This window comes from Roseibium sp. Sym1, from assembly GCF_027359675.1.
Taxonomy (GTDB): Bacteria; Pseudomonadota; Alphaproteobacteria; order Rhizobiales; family Stappiaceae; genus Roseibium.
The window spans coordinates 2,693,205-2,709,449 of sequence record NZ_CP114786.1; the positions used below are offsets into that span (position 1 = coordinate 2,693,205).

18 protein-coding genes are annotated in these 16,245 nt (G+C 62.3%); 14 read left to right on the plus strand and 4 right to left on the minus strand.

Annotated features, from left to right (window positions below; genetic code table 11):
* The first annotated feature begins 30 nt into the window (after positions 1-30).
* The 8 genes from O6760_RS12295 to arsB all read left to right on the plus strand — a co-directional run bounded on the left by O6760_RS12295 (position 31) and on the right by arsB (position 5,870).
* Positions 31-1,038 carry an ABC transporter permease subunit gene (locus O6760_RS12295; RefSeq protein ID WP_269585646.1) on the plus strand — a complete coding sequence of 336 codons (1,008 nt, stop codon included), beginning with the start codon at positions 31-33 and terminating at the stop codon, positions 1,036-1,038.
* Positions 1,039-1,055: 17 nt separating this feature from the next.
* Positions 1,056-1,985, plus strand: a complete 930-nt coding sequence (locus tag O6760_RS12300) for an ABC transporter permease subunit (RefSeq protein ID WP_269585647.1) — start codon at positions 1,056-1,058, stop codon at positions 1,983-1,985.
* A 4-nt stretch (positions 1,986-1,989) separates the two neighbouring features.
* Positions 1,990-2,826, plus strand: a complete 837-nt coding sequence (locus O6760_RS12305; protein ID WP_269585648.1) for an ABC transporter ATP-binding protein — start codon at positions 1,990-1,992, stop codon at positions 2,824-2,826.
* The gene (locus tag O6760_RS12310; protein WP_269585649.1) at positions 2,827-3,657 is read left to right on the plus strand and encodes a dipeptide ABC transporter ATP-binding protein; all 831 of its coding nucleotides are present in this window, start codon (positions 2,827-2,829) and stop codon (positions 3,655-3,657) included.
* 118 nt (positions 3,658-3,775) lie between these two features.
* Positions 3,776-4,129 (plus strand): ArsR/SmtB family transcription factor, encoded by a 354-nt coding sequence (locus O6760_RS12315; RefSeq protein WP_269585650.1) that lies wholly within the window; start codon positions 3,776-3,778, stop codon positions 4,127-4,129.
* A gap of 31 nt (positions 4,130-4,160) precedes the next feature.
* Positions 4,161-4,670, plus strand: coding sequence for an arsenate reductase ArsC (locus tag O6760_RS12320; protein ID WP_269585651.1), 510 nt, complete (start codon positions 4,161-4,163; stop codon positions 4,668-4,670).
* A complete protein-coding gene (locus tag O6760_RS12325) occupies positions 4,663-4,797 on the plus strand; it encodes a hypothetical protein (RefSeq protein ID WP_269585652.1) in 135 nt (44 codons plus the stop codon). The genes O6760_RS12320 and O6760_RS12325 overlap by 8 nt, the downstream gene beginning before the upstream one ends.
* A gap of 23 nt (positions 4,798-4,820) precedes the next feature.
* Positions 4,821-5,870 (plus strand): ACR3 family arsenite efflux transporter, encoded by a 1,050-nt coding sequence (arsB, locus tag O6760_RS12330; RefSeq protein ID WP_269585653.1) that lies wholly within the window; start codon positions 4,821-4,823, stop codon positions 5,868-5,870.
* 1 nt (position 5,871) lies between these two features.
* Here arsB and O6760_RS12335 read toward each other — a convergent pair whose 3' ends face one another.
* Complete coding sequence (locus tag O6760_RS12335; protein WP_269585654.1) at positions 5,872-6,519, minus strand: GntR family transcriptional regulator; 648 nt, start codon at positions 6,517-6,519, stop codon at positions 5,872-5,874.
* Positions 6,520-6,712: 193 nt separating this feature from the next.
* Here O6760_RS12335 and O6760_RS12340 point away from each other — a divergent pair, with 193 nt between their 5' ends.
* Positions 6,713-7,954: an NAD(P)/FAD-dependent oxidoreductase gene (locus O6760_RS12340; protein WP_269585655.1), complete on the plus strand. Its 1,242-nt coding sequence runs from the start codon at positions 6,713-6,715 to the stop codon at positions 7,952-7,954.
* A gap of 21 nt (positions 7,955-7,975) precedes the next feature.
* On the opposite strand, the gene O6760_RS12345 is transcribed toward O6760_RS12340, so the two are convergent.
* Positions 7,976-8,662, minus strand: a complete 687-nt coding sequence (locus tag O6760_RS12345) for a DUF2270 domain-containing protein (RefSeq protein ID WP_269585656.1) — start codon at positions 8,660-8,662, stop codon at positions 7,976-7,978.
* Positions 8,663-9,083: 421 nt separating this feature from the next.
* Between O6760_RS12345 and O6760_RS12350 the strand changes: the two genes are divergently transcribed.
* From O6760_RS12350 to O6760_RS12360, 3 genes are all read left to right on the plus strand, one after another.
* A complete protein-coding gene (locus O6760_RS12350) occupies positions 9,084-9,977 on the plus strand; it encodes an MliC family protein (protein WP_269585657.1) in 894 nt (297 codons plus the stop codon).
* Positions 9,978-10,153: 176 nt separating this feature from the next.
* A complete protein-coding gene (locus O6760_RS12355) occupies positions 10,154-10,582 on the plus strand; it encodes a hypothetical protein (RefSeq protein WP_269585658.1) in 429 nt (142 codons plus the stop codon).
* Between the two features lie 224 nt (positions 10,583-10,806).
* On the plus strand, positions 10,807-11,568 hold the full coding sequence (locus O6760_RS12360) for a hypothetical protein (RefSeq protein WP_269585659.1): 762 nt from the start codon (positions 10,807-10,809) through the stop codon (positions 11,566-11,568).
* A 1-nt stretch (position 11,569) separates the two neighbouring features.
* Here the strand turns inward: O6760_RS12360 and O6760_RS12365 are convergent, their stop codons facing one another.
* Positions 11,570-14,005 (minus strand): Tex family protein, encoded by a 2,436-nt coding sequence (locus O6760_RS12365; RefSeq protein WP_269585660.1) that lies wholly within the window; start codon positions 14,003-14,005, stop codon positions 11,570-11,572.
* A gap of 73 nt (positions 14,006-14,078) precedes the next feature.
* Here O6760_RS12365 and O6760_RS12370 point away from each other — a divergent pair, with 73 nt between their 5' ends.
* Together O6760_RS12370 and O6760_RS12375 are read left to right on the plus strand one after the other, a co-directional pair.
* Positions 14,079-14,240 carry a hypothetical protein gene (locus O6760_RS12370; RefSeq protein WP_269585661.1) on the plus strand — a complete coding sequence of 54 codons (162 nt, stop codon included), beginning with the start codon at positions 14,079-14,081 and terminating at the stop codon, positions 14,238-14,240.
* Positions 14,241-14,510: 270 nt separating this feature from the next.
* Positions 14,511-15,068 (plus strand): TetR/AcrR family transcriptional regulator, encoded by a 558-nt coding sequence (locus tag O6760_RS12375; RefSeq protein ID WP_269585662.1) that lies wholly within the window; start codon positions 14,511-14,513, stop codon positions 15,066-15,068.
* Here the strand turns inward: O6760_RS12375 and O6760_RS12380 are convergent.
* Positions 15,052-16,173 carry an ATP-dependent DNA helicase gene (locus tag O6760_RS12380; protein ID WP_269585663.1) on the minus strand — a complete coding sequence of 374 codons (1,122 nt, stop codon included), beginning with the start codon at positions 16,171-16,173 and terminating at the stop codon, positions 15,052-15,054. The two genes, O6760_RS12375 and O6760_RS12380, sit on opposite strands and share 17 nt — an antisense overlap.
* Positions 16,174-16,245 lie beyond the last annotated feature (72 nt).

Genomic DNA, 16,245 nt, shown 5'->3' on the forward strand with positions numbered 1-16,245 from the left:
TCCGCTGGTTCTTTGTATCTGGAACCTGACATGCTCCGTTTTCTTCTAGGCCGTCTGGGCCTGTTGATACCGACATTCATCGGCGTCACGCTCGTCGCCTTCTCCTTCATCCGATTGCTGCCCGGTGACCCGCTCGACCTGCTTGCAGGTGAACGCGGGATCTCCGACGAGCGCAAGGCCGAGCTGATGGCACAGATGGGCTTCGACAAGCCGCTGTGGCAGCAATATATCGATTACGTTCTCGGCGTCTTCCAGGGCGATCTCGGCACTTCCTTTGCCTCGAAGAAGCCCGTTCTCGACGAGTTCATGACGCTGTTTCCCGCGACCGCCGAGCTGGCGCTGTGCGCCATCATCCTGGCGGTCTGCATCGGCATTCCCGCAGGGATCTTCGCCGCCGTGAAGCGCGGCTCGATCGCCGACCAGGCGATCATGGGCACGGCGCTGGTCGGCTATTCGATGCCGATCTTCTGGTGGGGCCTGCTGCTGATCATCCTGTTTTCCGGCATTCTGGGCTGGACCCCGGTTTCGGGCCGCATCTCGCTGATGTTCTTCTTCCCGTCGGTGACGGGGTTCATGCTGATCGACAGTCTGCTGTCGGGGGAAAAGGGCGCCTTCCTGTCCGCGGTCCGGCACCTGATCCTGCCGTCGATCGTGCTGGCGACCATTCCGCTTGCCGTGATTGCCCGGCAGACCCGCTCCGCGATGCTGGAAGTGCTGGGTGAGGACTATGTCCGCACCGCCCGCGCAAAGGGCCTGCCGCCTCGATCGGTGATCGGCCTGCATGCCCTGCGCAATGCCCTGATCCCGGTGATCACCACCATCGGCCTCCAGGTCGGCGTGCTGCTGGCCGGCGCCATTCTGACGGAAACGATCTTTTCCTGGCCGGGCATCGGCAAATGGCTCGTCGACAGCATTTCCCGCCGCGACTATTTCGTGGTCCAGGGCGGCCTGCTGCTCATCGCCGGGATCATCATGCTGGTCAACCTGATCGTGGACGTGCTTTACGGCCTGATCAATCCGCGCATCCGCCACAATTGAGCCGAGGGTATTCCGACATGACAGATACCTCCCCGGCCACCAAGGCCGATACCGCCAAGCTCGAGGAAGAAAGCCGCAACGCCACCAAGGCGCGGCTGATCGAGTTCTGGTACTACTTCTCGCAGAACAAGGGCGCGGTGATCGGCCTCGTCATCTTCGTTCTCCTGGTGCTGATGGCGGTGTTCGCACCCCTGGTCGCGCCGCACGATCCCGACCTGCAGTACCGCGACAGTTTCCTGGTGCCGCCGGTCTGGCAGGAAGGCGGCAAGGCCGCTTTCATCCTCGGGACCGACGCCGTCGGCCGCGACATTCTCTCGCGCCTGATCTTCGGTGCGCGGTTCTCGCTGTTCATCGGCGTGGTCGTCGTCTCCATCGCCCTGGTGGGCGGCATCGTGCTCGGCCTGGTCGCCGGCTACATGCGCGGTGCGGTCGACACCTTCATCATGCGGGTGATGGACATCATACTGGCTTTCCCGTCGCTGCTGCTCGCCCTCGTGCTGGTGGCCATCCTGGGGCCGGGCCTGATCAACGCGATGATCGCGATCGCCATCGTCCTGCAGCCGCATTTCGTGCGCCTGACCCGCGCCGCCGTGCTGTCGGAGCGCTCGCGCGATTATGTGGTCGCGGCCAAGGTGGCCGGTGCCGGTCACATGCGGCTGATGTTCAAGACCATCCTGCCGAACTGTCTGGCGCCGTTGATCGTTCAGGCGACCCTGTCCTTCTCCAATGCGATCCTGGACGCGGCCGCCCTCGGCTTCCTGGGCATGGGCGCGCAACCGCCGACGCCCGAATGGGGCACGATGCTGGCGGAAGCACGCGAGTTCATCCTGCGCGCCTGGTGGGTGGTGACCTTCCCCGGCTTTGCCATCCTGATCACCGTTCTGGCCATCAACCTGGTCGGCGACGGCCTGCGCGATGCGCTCGATCCGAAGCTGAAGAGGAGCTGAGCCCATGTCTCTTCTTGAAATTCGCAACCTGAAAGTCGAGTTCGACACCGCCAAAGGCCCGTTCAAGGCCCTGGACGGCGTCGACTACACGGTTGACGCCGGTGAAGTCCTGGCCATCGTCGGGGAGTCCGGGTCCGGCAAGTCCGTTGCCATGCTGGCGACCATGGGACTGCTGCCGGACACCGCGACAATCACCGCGGACAAGATGGATTTCGAGGGCCTTGACCTGCGCACCCTAACCGCCAAGGCGCGCCGCAAGGTGATCGGCAAGGACATCTCGATGATCTTCCAGGAGCCGATCGCCAGCCTCAATCCGTGTTTCACCGTCGGCTTCCAGCTGGGTGAGACCCTGAAAACGCATACTGCGCTCAAGGGCCGGCAGATCAAGGATCGGGTGATCGAGCTGATGACCTCGGTCGGCATTCCGGATCCGGAGGGACGGCTCAATGCCTTTCCGCATCAGATGTCGGGTGGCCAGTGCCAGCGCGTGATGATCGCCATGGCAATTGCCTGCCAACCGAAACTGCTGATCGCCGACGAGCCGACCACCGCGCTCGACGTGACCATCCAGAAACAGATCCTGGACCTTCTGGTCCAGCTGCAACAGGACAGCGGCATGGGGCTGATCATGATCACCCACGACATGGGCGTGGTCGCGGAAACCGCCGACCGCGTGATCGTCCAGTACCAGGGCCGCAAGATGGAAGAGTCCGGCGTGCTCGACCTGTTTGAAAACCCGCAGAACCCTTACACCAAGGCCCTGCTGTCGGCGCTTCCCGAGAATGCCACCGGCGACCGGTTGCCGACCGTCAGCGATTATGCCGAAGCGGGAGGATTTTAAATGTCCAAAGATGTGATCCTCAAGGTCCGCGACCTTTACCGGACCTATGACATCAAGGGCGGCATGTTCAAGAAGGCATCCACCCTGACTGCCGTCAAGGGTGTCAATCTGGACGTGGAACGCGGCACGACCCTGGCCGTGGTCGGCGAAAGCGGCTGTGGCAAGTCCACGCTGGCGCGCATGCTGACCATGATCGACGCGCAATCCTCCGGATTGATCGAGATCGACGGCCTGCCGATCGACATCTCCAAGACCGGGATCTCGAAGGAAATGCGCCAGAAGGTGCAGATCGTCTTCCAGAACCCCTATGGCTCGCTCAACCCGCGCCAGAAGATCGGTCACGTGCTAGAAGAGCCGCTGCTGCTCAACACCGACATGCCGGCGGCCGAACGCCGCGACCTGGCGCTTCAGATGCTGGAGAAAGTGGGGCTGCAGCCGGAACACTACGGCCGCTATCCGCACATGTTCTCCGGTGGCCAGCGCCAGCGCATCGCGATTGCCCGGGCGATTATGATGAAGCCGAAGCTGCTCGTGCTCGACGAACCGGTGTCCGCGCTGGACCTGTCGGTCCAGGCGCAGATCCTCAATCTGCTGGCCGACCTGCAGGAGGAGATGAACCTCACCTACGTGTTCATCTCCCACGACCTGTCGGTGGTGCGCTACATCGCCGACAAGGTGATGGTGATGTATTTCGGCGAGGTGGTGGAATACGGCACGCGGGACGAGGTCTTCGAAAACCCGCAGCACGACTACACCAAGACGCTGTTCGCCGCGACACCGCGCGCGGACGTGGAAAGCATCCGCAAGCGCCTGGCGGCAAAGGCCGCCTGAGGCACAACCGTCAACGGCGACTGTTCGGAAAGGCCCTGCTCCCCTGGAGCAGGGCCTTTCTTTTCCGGTTGCGCGAAATCGAGGTTGCATTATTCGTTATTTCGAGTATTCTCGAAATATGGAAAAAGAAGACGCTCTCAACGCATTGGCAGCCCTTGGCCAGGAGACCCGCCTCGACGTCTTTCGCCTGCTGGTGAAAGCCGGAAAGGAAGGCATGACCGCCGGCGCCGTTTCCGACGCGCTCGACGTGCGTCCAAACACCCTGTCGACCCACCTGGGCGCCTTGTCCCGTTCCGGTCTTGTACTCGCCGAGCGGGACGGGCGCTCGATCTGCTACCGCGCGAACCTTCAGACCATGCAGGTTCTCGTGACCTACCTGCTGCAGGATTGCTGCGGTGGAAACCCGGAGCTGTGCGCTCCGATCGCCAGCCTGGCGGCCGGCGGAGTTTGTGATACGGGAAAAGCGCGCTGACTGCGCAATCACTGGTGGGGCCATCATTCAAATGCGCAATGTTCTAATCATCTGCACGGCCAATTCGGCCCGCTCCGTGCTTGGAGAAGCGCTGTTCCGGCATCTGGGGCAGGGCAGCTTCCGGAGCTTCTCGGCCGGGTCGACGCCGCGCGGCACGGTCAATCCGGACGCGCTCGCCTGTCTGGAGCGCCACGGCCTGCCGAGCGACGGTTTCCGCTCCAAGAGCTGGGAGGAATTCTCCGGCCTGGACGCTCCCAGGATGGACCTGATCATCACCGTCTGCGACAGCGCCGCCGGCGAGGCCTGCCCCGTGTGGCCGGGGCACCCGATGGTGGTGCACTGGGGCATCCCGGACCCGGCAGGCGTGCAGGGCGATGACGCCACCCGCGCGGCCGCCTTCGACCTCGCCTATGAGCGCCTGGAACGGCGCATCAACGCGATGCTGGCGCTCGGCGACCGTGTTTTCACCGCGGACGACGGCAAGGCGCGGCTCGTGGCCATTGGGGCGACTGCCGATACCCAGGATCTTTCGAATGCCTGATTTCAGCCTGTCGCGTTTCCGGGACAAGGCCGAAATCCGTTTGAAGAAGGTCGTTCCCTGTCAGCAAGTGGTCTCGCGTGCCGTGACCCACAAAGACATGTCCGTTTCCAGGCTGCTCAACGCCTGAAGGTTCAACTGAGAAAGAACGTCATGAGTCAAGATACTTCGTCGCCCATGGGGCTTTTCGAACGTTACCTGTCACTGTGGGTGGCGCTTTGCATCGCGGCAGGTGTCGGTCTCGGGGCTTTCGTGCCCGATGTCTTTCAGGTCATCGCCTCCCTGGAATACGCCAGTGTCAATCTGGTGGTCGCCGTACTCATCTGGGTGATGATCTATCCCATGATGGTGAATGTGGACTTTGCGTCCCTGAAGGACGTCGGCCGCAAGCCGAAGGGCCTGTGCATTACGGTCGTGGTCAACTGGCTGATCAAACCCTTCACCATGGCCGCGCTCGGGATCCTGTTTTTCGAATATCTGTTCGCGGGCCTCGTCGACCCGCAGACGGCGAAGGAATATATCGCAGGCATGATCCTGCTCGGGGTCGCTCCCTGCACGGCCATGGTGTTCGTCTGGAGCCAGCTTGTGCGGGGCGACGCGAATTACACGCTCGTTCAGGTGTCCATCAACGACATCATCATGGTGTTTGCATTTGCGCCGATCGCGGCCCTGCTGCTCGGCGTTACGGACATTGTCGTGCCCTGGCAAACGCTCCTGCTGTCGGTGATCCTCTACGTTGTCATTCCTCTTGTGGCGGGATATTTCACGCGCAAGGCGCTGGACGGGAACGACAATGAGGAACGGATCGCGGAGTTTACCGGCAAGGTCAAACCCTTCTCGGTCCTGGGTCTCCTGGCAACAGTTGTCCTGCTGTTCGGTTTCCAGGCACAAACCATCCTTGAAAAGCCCCTCGTCATAGTCCTGATTGCGATACCGTTGCTTATTCAAAGCTACGGCATCTTCCTTGTTGCCTACCTGTGGGCATACCTGTGGCGGGTGCCGTTCAACACGGCCGCGCCGGCCGCGCTCATCGGAACATCGAACTTCTTTGAACTTGCCGTTGCCGTTGCCATCAGTCTGTTCGGTCTGAATTCCGGCGCGGCGCTGGCAACGGTTGTCGGGGTGCTGGTGGAAGTTCCGGTCATGTTGTCACTGGTGGCCCTGGCGAACAGGACGCGCTCCTATTTCCCTGCCGCGGCTTGATCTAGCGTGGTCTGCTGACGAGACTCGTCGCCTGCCGGCGCAAATAGAGCATCAGGTTGTCCGCGTGTTCGCCGGCGGCGTCCTCGTCGCCACCAGCGATGGCCCGCATGACCTCCAGATGGCTCCAGGCCGCCGGATTGAGGTCCTCCTCGCCGAAGTGGCGGTACCAGAAGCGCCGGCTATGGGTCTGCAAGGGGGCAAGCGCCTTGGTGGCGAAGGGATTGCAGGCGGCCTGCGAGACGACATCGTCGAAGGCCTTGTCGTGCCGCAGGTAATCCTCGACATCCGACTTGGCGGCCGCTTCGCGCATGTCTTCCGCGCAGGCCTCCAGGGTCCGCCGCTCGTCCTTGCCGGCAAGCCGGGCGGCAAGTCCCGCAACCAGGCGTTCGAGGCCGTGGCGGGCTTCCAGGACTTTCAGGAAATCGGAAGGGTTCATTTCCGCGACGATGATGCCGAGGCGTGGCCGGATCGACAGGAGCCCTTCCCAGCTGAGCCGCTGGATGGCTTCCCGGATGGGTGTTCTGCCCAGTCCTGTCCGCTGCGTCAGCGAGGCCTCGGTGATCGCCTCGCCGGGCTTCAGGCGCAAGGTGACGATCTCCTCTTCCAGGAGGAGGTAGGCCTGCGCGGATTGGCTGAGATCGCTTGCCATCAAGGGAAACGCCCATTTTCAATTCCAGATGTACTTTTGATATATCAGATGTTGACACCTGGCACGAGTCTGACACTGATAGAAACAACACTATCGAACCACCGCCGGGGACGGGTGTTCGGCCAAACCAGACCCTGCAGCCGGTAACCCCTCCGGTGCAGCTGCCAATCAAACAGGAAGCCGGTCAATCAGAATGAGCAAGGGACACGTCCATGTCATCGGCGCCGGTGTGGTGGGACTGGCGACGGCCGCCAGCCTGGTGCAGCGCGGATATGATGTCACGATCCTTGACCGGGAAGGCCCCGCCGCTGGCGCCAGCCAGGGCAATGCCGCCGCCATCGCCTGGACGGATGTGGCGCCGATGGCCACTCCGGGGCTCTGGAAACAGGCCATCAAGTGGCTGGCCGATCCGCTTGGGCCCCTGTCGGTCCGCCCGGCCTATGCCCTGAAAATCCTGCCCTGGATGCTGCGGTTCCTGGCCGCCTCGAGTCCGGACCGGGTCGCGCGCAGCACACAGGCGCTGGTCGAGCTGAACGGAGCGGCGCTGCCGGCCTGGGAGGCGCTCTGGCGCGTATCGGGAACGCACAATCAGGTGCGTCGTGACGGCTGTCTGGAACTCTTCGATACCGCTGCTTCGCTTGAGGACGCCCGCGGCGGCTGGGCCGAGCAGCGCCGTCACGGCATCGAGGTCGAGGAACTGGGTGCGGAACAAATCCGCGACCTGGAGCCGGACCTGTCGGACCGCGTCATCGGCGGTGCCCTCGTGCCCGGCTGGATGCAGGTCGACGAGCCGAAACACTTGTGCCTGTCGCTTGCGGACTGGCTGAAGACACAGGGTGTGACCTTCGCGACCGGCGAGGTGGCGCGGCTGCTGCCGTCCGAAGCCGGGTGCGGACTGGTGCTGAAGGACGGATCGACAATCGATGCCGAGCGGCTGGTGATTGCCTGTGGTGCATGGTCGAAGACCCTTGCAGGCCAGCTCGGCGACCGCATTCCGCTCGACACCGAACGTGGTTACAACATCACCGTGCCGGAACCCGGCATATCGGTGAAGCGCATGATCATGCTGCCGGGACACGGTTTCGTCATGTCACCGCTTTCCACCGGTCTGCGCGTTGGCGGCGCGGTCGAGTTCGGCGGTCTGAACCTGCCGCCGAACTGGAAGCGCGTCGACGCGATGATCGCCAAGGCGCGGCGGTTCTATCCCGGTTTGAAGGAAGAGGGCGGCAAGCGCTGGATGGGATACCGGCCCTCCATTCCCGACAGTCTGCCGGTGATCTCTCCGGCGTCGCGGCATGAGCGCATCTTCTACGCCTTCGGCCATGCCCATCATGGCCTGACCCAGTCCGCCGTGACCGGCGAACTGGTCGCCGACATGATCGAGGGCATGCGTCCCGTCGTCGATCCGGTGCCCTATCGCGCGGACCGGTTTTGACCACCTTGTGACCTGAGGGTGTCAGATCGCCTGCATGGGTGACTTGCGCTGTTCGCGGTAGGCCTTGTCGAGGCGCAGCGTGACGATCGCGAAGACCACCCAGCTCAGGTGAAAGAACACGCCCGCCATCATGACCAGGCCGCCGGGGATCGGCCCGATGGCCGCGCGTTCGAACGCCTCGGACAGGCTCACCAGCGGTTCGGGATGAATGGCGATCTTGCCGTAATAGGCGACCGCCTGGATGGCCAGGATCCAGGAATAGTTCGAGCGCAGCCGCCGGCCGGCCGCCCGCGCCAGGCTGATATGGTAATGCGGCGTTTCGTAGTCGTCGGCGAGCAGTTTGCTCCATTCCGCCGACCAGGGCACTTTGCGGCCGTGGAGGATCGGCGCGTAGATGTCGGATTCCATCAGCCGTGCCCGCGCCCGGAACATGTTGTAGTAGCGGTAGCGGCGGGCTTCAAAGACCAGGAAAACAGTGACAAGCAGGCCGACCAGAACCATGGGCAGCGGTGAGGCGTCGATGTTGGAAAACGTTGCCGACAGCGCAATGCCCGTGGTGACCACGGCCCAGTTGGTGGTGTTGTCCAGCCGGGTGCGCCAATGGGTGCTGCGGAACACTTCGGCGCGGTAAAGATGTGCAAGCGCGGTCAGGGAGCTGGACTCGATGTCCTGCTCGGGCCAGAGCTCTTCCTGATCATTCTGCGGCATATGCCGATCCTCGACCATGCTTCATTTCTATGAAGTTAAAGCAGTTCGCGCGCTTTACCAGAGGGGGCAGTTTTGACCAGGCAAGAGCAGCGGGCGCGGGTGATCTTAATGCTTCAAGTCCTGCCGGAATGTCCGGGGGATGTCTCACGGAGGTGCGGAAACCGCCTGCACTTGTGTTCCTTGCCGCCAGGTTCGCGGTATTCCCCAGGCGCGCCGATCACCTCGTCCCTGGCACCGGAACATTATTCTTTCGTCGGGAGAGGATAAAGAACCGTTCATTTTCGGTTCATATGACCTATCGTAAATCCCGCAACTGAAAAATGTGGCCGGCAAAAAGCCGGATTTCAATTTCAAGTGTTTCAACAGTGCAGGTATTTAGATGCAACGGTTTGCAGTTCTTCTCGCAGTGGCGATTGCTTTTATGCCGGGATCCGCGTCCCTGGCGTCTCCGGACGTTGACTTTCCCCAGAACGGCCAATCCTACGGTGGCAAGGTCCGCAGCGGTCCCGGCATCCAGTATGGCCAGAGCGGCAGTCTTTACCAGGGTGATGCCATTCTGATCCTGTCGGGAACCGGGGTCATGATGAACGGCTACGAATGGTTCCAGATCCGTTACCGGAACGGCCAGACCGGATATCACTGGGGCGGACTGTTCTGCTCGGAGCGGCCGTATCCCGGGATCTACCAGGTCTGTGCACCGCGCCCCCAGGTCAACAATCCACCACAGCAGCCCCCCGCGCAGCCGCCGGCAACCGCCGGCGTGAATGGCAGGAATGTCGGCGTTGTGCGGCATTCGGGCGGCAGCTTTGTCAGTGTCGGTGGCGGCCAGTGGCAGGAGACGGATGTCTATGGCACCATCGGCTTCCATTTTCAGGAATTCGGCCGGGACGAGTGGTCCGTCTATCTCCACGATGCGTCCCGCAACGTGACGCTGCAGCTGGACCTTCACCGGCGCATGGTCCTTTATGGACAGGGCAACGGGCCCAAGTCGGATCTCTACCGTATCACCGATGCCTTTCCGGCTCGCGGGGGGCAGCCGGTAACGGGCGGCGAACTTCCGCAGCCGGCCGGGCAAAACGCGCTCACCGTCAAATACACCTGCACCGAAGGTATTCCCCTGATCGTGAATTACGTGAACAGCGGCAACGGTCACCTGACCTTCTCGATGGACGGAGCTCCTCTCCACAGGCTGGAGCAGGTCGTCTCGGGGTCGGGTGCCCGCTATTCGGATGGCCCCTACACGATCCACAGCAAGGGCCAGCAAGTCTATATCGAAGCGCCCTGGGGCAGCGACACCTGTTACGAGTACCGGTAACGGGCAGCCCGGCGGCGTTGACCACCGTTGCCGGGCTATCCGCCAACTGACCCTCGCCGCCTCTCCACGCTTGCCCTCAAAATCGTCCCGAAACGGCGGGGCTGCGCCTTGAGCGCGTGAGGCGCGTTTGTTATGCAATCTTGATTGCTTGTTCTGGATTGTGTGAGGTGGTTTCGGTGACAGCTCGAATTCTGTTTTTCTGCATTGCCGTTTTTCTTATGTTCTCCCCGGCGAGTTCCCAGCCGTTGGAGTTTTCCGGCCGGACGCTTGTCTTCTATGGCGGAGGTCACGGTATTCAAGTTGAATACTATGCGCGCGGTGGTCGTTCCTACCTTTGGTATCCTGGAAACTCGCGCAGTGTTCGGGGTCAGTGGAAAAACAGTTCCGGCGGAAGCCATGTCTGCTTCCGTTATCCCGCCAATACCTACGACCCCGTGAAAAACAAGCAGCTTGGTGACTGGAACTGCAAGTCGAAGGCAAAAGTGCAACGGATGGCAAAGTCGACCTGCAAAGGCGATCCGTTTCGGCTGTCGAGCGGAAAGGTCCCTTACGCGCTGAAGCGCGGCCGGGGCCAGCTTGGCCAGATCAAGGAAAAATGTTCCTGAGCTGGCCTGCCGAGCGAATGGTTGTAGCGGCGGCCGGGAGGCCCCCGCATTGCTCCTTGATCCGGTCAACATCTGTTCCTGTTGGATGCCGTGGGCGCGTTGCTGTCGCAGGGGTGCTTCGGCGAAACTTGCATTCTGGTACCCGGACCTCTGTAACAAGGCCATTGAAGTGTTTCTCGAACTGCCGCTAAAGATGGGAGCAGTGCGCAATCTGGAGGTGTTTCATGAATTCCGGGCCGAATATCATTTCTCAGGCTTTTCGATCTGTCCTTTCATGCTGGAAATATTTCTTCGGTATCGTTCTGTTTTTGTTTATTCTTGATTGCGTCAACATGTTGTACGACATCGACAATTCAATAACTGTCGCCAAGGCTTTTGCCGAGGCCGGCGTGGTTTTCTATGTTTGTCTTTCTTTTCTCGGGCTGGATGTCAGCTCAAAGGAGAACGGAAAGAAATACATGGGATTTTCCCTGCGGTTTCTATTCCTGCTCTATGTGCCGGTCATAGTCGCTTCAATACTCGTCGTGGCGCTTGCAGCATCAACCCTGCAGGGTGCGCAACCAGGAACGGGGTACTTCATGGGCCTCACCATGCTGTGCGTGGGTGGTGTCTATTTTTTTGCCATGTTTTTGTTCGGGACCGTGTTTCCCGCGCGGCTGTTCGGTGTCAGGCCTGAGATCGGGGCCGCCGTGGGACGGGCGTTTCGGCAGGCCGGCTATCTGATCCCCAGGCTCCTGCTCGGCGTCTGGGGCCTTTCGGCCTTGTCGTTTGTGATCCTGATCCTCGCGGAGAACCTCGGCATCGGCTCAGACCCGGTCACGTCTGCCGGAGTGCCCAACCCGGCCGGCGCAATGGTTCTTGTGCTCGTCAAGCTGACGTCGTTGTTCAGCCTCGCCCTCTTCGCGGTGATTGTCTGCCGTGCCTACCTGAAGGATCTTCGGGAACGTGGCGAGTTGCCGACAAGAGACGCGGAAGTCTTCGCCTAGATCACGTCCGCTTCTTGTTCATCGCCGCGGCAAGGGCTGCCGCCATGGCGTTGTTGCCGCCGTCGCCACCGGAGCTCTTCGGCGCGCCGCCGCTGCTGCCGCGCGGGGGATTGCCGCCGGGGCCACGTCCGCCCGGCCCCTTGCCACCCGGACCGCGACCGCCTGGACCCCCGCGATCCTGCTGTTGGCCGCGTTCCCTTTGGCCCTGGTAGTCGGCCTGGGATTTCATGGTCATGGAGATGCGCTTGCGCGGCACGTCCACCTCCAGGATGGTCACCTTGACGATGTCGCCCGCCTTGACGACCTTGTGCGGGTCATCGACGAAGCGGTCGGCGAGCTGGGAGACATGCACGAGACCGTCCTGGTGCACGCCGACATCGACGAAGGCACCGAAATTGGTGACGTTGGTCACCGTGCCTTCCAGTTTCATGCCGGGTTTCAGGTCCGAGATCTCCTCGACGCCGTCCTGAAGGGCGGCCGTCTTGAATTCCGGGCGCGGGTCGCGGCCGGGTTTTTCCAGTTCGCTCAAGATGTCCCTGACGGTCGGCAGGCCGAATTTCTCGTCGGTGAAGTCCCCTGGCTCCAGGCCCTTCAGCAGGGAGGCGTCGCCCATGATCTGCCTGAGATCCCGGCCGCAGGCCTTTACGATCCGCTTGGCGAGCGGGTAGGCTTCCGGGTGCACGGAGGAGGCGTCGAGCGGTTCCTTGCCGCCGGTGATGCGCAGGAAGCCGGCGCAAAGTTCGAACGCCTTGGCGCCGAGACGGGGCACTTCCTTCAGCTGTGAGCGGCTGTCGAAGCGGCCGATGGCCTCGCGGTGCTCGACGACGGCCTTGGCGAGACTGTCCGACAGGCCGGAGATGCGTGACAGCAGGGCCGGCGAGGCGGTGTTGAGATCGACGCCGACCGCGTTCACCGCATCTTCCACCACGGCATCGAGCGCACGGGCGAGCCTGGTCTGGTTGACGTCATGCTGGTACTGGCCGACGCCGATGGACTTGGGCTCGATCTTGACCAGCTCGGCCAGCGGATCCTGCAGGCGCCGGGCGATGGAGGCCGCGCCGCGCAGGGAAACGTCGACATCCGGCATTTCCTTCGCCGCCAGTTCCGAGGCGGAGTAGACGGACGCACCGGCCTCGTTGACGATCACCTTGACCGGGCGCTGGCCGGCCGGAATGTCGGAGAGCACATCGCCGGCGAGCTTGTCGGTCTCGCGGCTGGCCGTGCCGTTGCCGATCGCGATCAGGCCGACCTTGTGTTTGGCGATCAGCGCGAGCAGCGCGGCACGGGAGCCGGTGACATCGTTGCGCGGCTGGAAGGGATAGATGGTGGCGGTGTCGACCAGCCGGCCGGTTTCGTCGACCACGGCCACCTTGACGCCGGTTCGGATGCCCGGGTCGAGGCCGAGCGTTGCGCGCGCACCGGCGGGAGCCGCCAGCAGAAGGTCCTTGAGGTTGCGGGCGAACACCTGGATCGCCTCTTCCTCGGCCTTGTCGCGCAGCACGCCCATCAGGTCGAGCTCCAGATGCAGGGCGAGCTTCACCTTCCAGGCAAAGCGGGCGACGTCCATCAGCCACTTGTCCGCCGGGCGGCCGCGGTCGGCGAGGCCATAGGTGTCGGCGACCATCTTCACCGCCGGAAGGACCGGCGAGACATCGTCGGCATCGACCGTGAGATCGACGGACAGGACGCCCTCGTTGCGGCCACGGAACAGGGCGAGGGCCCGGTGGCTGGGGATCTTCGACCATTTCTCGGAATAGTCGAAATAGTCGGCGAACTTGGCGCCCTTTTCGGCCATGCCGTCGATCAGCTTCGACTGGACGACACCGCGCTCCTCGACATGGCGGCGCAGGCGTCCGACAAGCTCCGCGTTCTCGGCAAACCGTTCCATCAGGATCTGGCGGGCGCCGTCGAGTGCCGCCTTGGTGTCGGCAATGCCCTTGCCGTCATCGACATAGGCGGCTGCTTCCTTTTCCGGATCCTTCGACGGGTCGCCGAGCAGCAGGTCGGCGAGCGGTTCCAGACCGGCTTCGCGGGCGATCTGGGCCTTGGTACGGCGCTTCTTCTTGTAGGGAAGGTAGATGTCTTCCAGCTGGGACTTGGTTTCCGCCGCCTGAATGCTTTGCGTCAGTGCCTCGGTGAGCTTGCCCTGTTCCTCGATCGACTTGGTGATGGCACCGCGCCGGTCTTCCAGCTCGCGCAGGTAGATCAGCCGCTCCTCCAGCTTGCGCAACTGGCTGTCGTCCAGGCCCCCGGTCGCTTCCTTGCGGTAGCGGGCAATGAAGGGCACGGTCGAGCCTTCGTCCAGCATCTGGACCGTATCGTTGACTTGTCCCGCCTTGCAGCCGATTTCGTCGGCGATCCTCTGGGCGATGCGCAGCGCGGTTTCGGCGTTGAGCTTTGTTTTGGAGGCAGGGCCGGTAGGGGAAACGCTTTCCATTTACGCAAGTGCTTTCGGTGGTGGCATTCGAGGCGGCACAACATAATCCGCCTCAATCGGGTGGGAAAGGGACATGGCCTTTCCGTCCACCGTCAATTCCGCCAAAGAAGCGAATGGGGCCGCCAGGCCGCGTCAACAGGCGGAATATTCCTTGCGAGGCGAGGCGGAATTTCATTTTTTCGGGCGCGATTTCACCTCTATCTGCAATTCCTGGTTGAATTTGCGGGGCAAATGAACGGAATGCAACAATTTACGTATTTCGCATTCCACAGAGTGCGTTATTCTTTAGCCAAAATAATACATCTTAATGGGCAAAGACCCATATCAGACAAGCAACAGAAATGCCCGAATCCAGGGGCAGTCGCAGCTGGCGAGCTCCAGGCAGACGGTTTGTTACAAGGAGGACAGACCGATGGCACGAGGCCGTCCAAGAAAAGTTAATACCGCGGACGCACTTCATTCCGTGATGATCGCCTTTTGGCAGAATGGTTATTCGGGAACCTCGATGAATGACCTTGCCGACGCATCGGGCATGGCCAAGCCGGGTCTCTATGCGGCGTTCGGCGACAAGGAAGCCCTTTTCGAAAAGGCGTTGCTGCATTATTTCGAGACCTATGGCGGTCCTGTCTTCGCGCAGCTGAAGCTGGCGCGGAAAAACGTTGTCGAGGACTTTCGTGATTTTCTGGGCGCGATTGCCGATCTGACCCTCGACAAGAACACGCCGGCGGGGTGTTTCCTGGTCAACGCGCTGGTGGATTGCACCTATGGGCCGGAGCGCCACCGGGAAGTTGTGACGGGTTTGCGGGAATCCCGGTATTCCGCCATTCGCGAGCGGCTGTTGAAAGCGGCCGATGCGGGGGAATTGCGCGACGACGCGGATATCGACCGGGTGGCGACCTTTCTGGACGGCCAGTTCTCGGCCATTGCCCTGCTCGGCCGCAGCGGCTGCAAGGAGGCGGATCTGAAAACCTTCGTCGAAACCGGCCTCCAGGCGCTTCCGGTTCGTGACGACCTCGACGGATTTTCGGAACCCGAGCGCAACGCCCCTATCTTACGACAGTGATCCGCTCCGCGGCCCTTGTGACCGCGGTGTAGAGCCAGCGGCTCTTGTGCTCGCGGAAGGCCCAGCTTTCGTCGAACAGGACGACATTGTCCCATTGTGAGCCCTGCGCCTTGTGCACGGTGAGCGCATAGCCGTAGTCGAATTCGTCGGCCTTGCGCCGGATCGCGTAGGGAATGGCTTCGGCGCCATCCTCGAACATGGCGGGCAGCACCTTGACCTTGACGGCGGTGCGCGACAGTTCGTCCTCGGACACGACATCGAAGCGCAGCGTGTTTCCGCGCGGCGGCCGCAGCCGCTTCACGGTCCAGAGCCCCCCGTTCAAGAGCCCCTTGGTCTTGTCGTTGCGCAGGCAGACCAGCTTGTCGCCGACGGCGGGCATCGGTGTCGAGAACTCCTTCAGTTCCCGGATTCGGCCATTGTAGAGACGACGGGTCTTGTTGGTGCCGACCAGAACCTGGTCGGCTTCAAGGATCTGGTCCTTGTCGATGTCGCGCCGGTGAATGACCTTGCTTTCGCCGAATGTGCCATAGTCGAGCTGGCCGCCGTCGCGGATGGTCATGGACATGCGCACGATCGGGTTGTCCTGGGCCTGCCGGTGCACCTCGGTCAGCATCACGTCGGGTTCCGCCTCGGTGAAATAGCCGCCCCCCTTGACCGGGGGCAGCTGGGCGGGGTCGCCCAGCACCAGGACCGGTGTGCCGAAGGACAACAGGTCCTTGCCGAGTTCCTCGTCGACCATGGAGCATTCGTCGATGACGATCAGGCTGGCGGTTGCCGCCGCGCTGTCACGCTTGATGGCGAATTGCGGGCCGCTGTCCTCGTCGTCGTCGTCCGTTTCCTCCTCCTCCTTGGCGGAGCGGGGGCGGTAGATCAGCGAATGAATGGTGCCGGCGTCCTCACAGCCCTTCTGGCGCAGCACGTGCGCCGCCTTGCCGGTGAAGGCGCCGAAGCAGACATCGCCGTCAATGCCTTCGGCCAGGTGGCGGGCAAGGGTGGTCTTGCCCGTTCCGGCATATCCGAACAGGCGGAATACCTGACGGTCGCCGCGCTTCAGCCAGTCGGCGGTCTGCTGCAAGGCGTCATCTTGTTGGGGGGACCAGGCCACGGAGAGGTTCCTTCAAAAAGTGCCCCGGTTGCTTACCCCGTTTTTGCCGATTCGACCAACAGCGAATGGCGT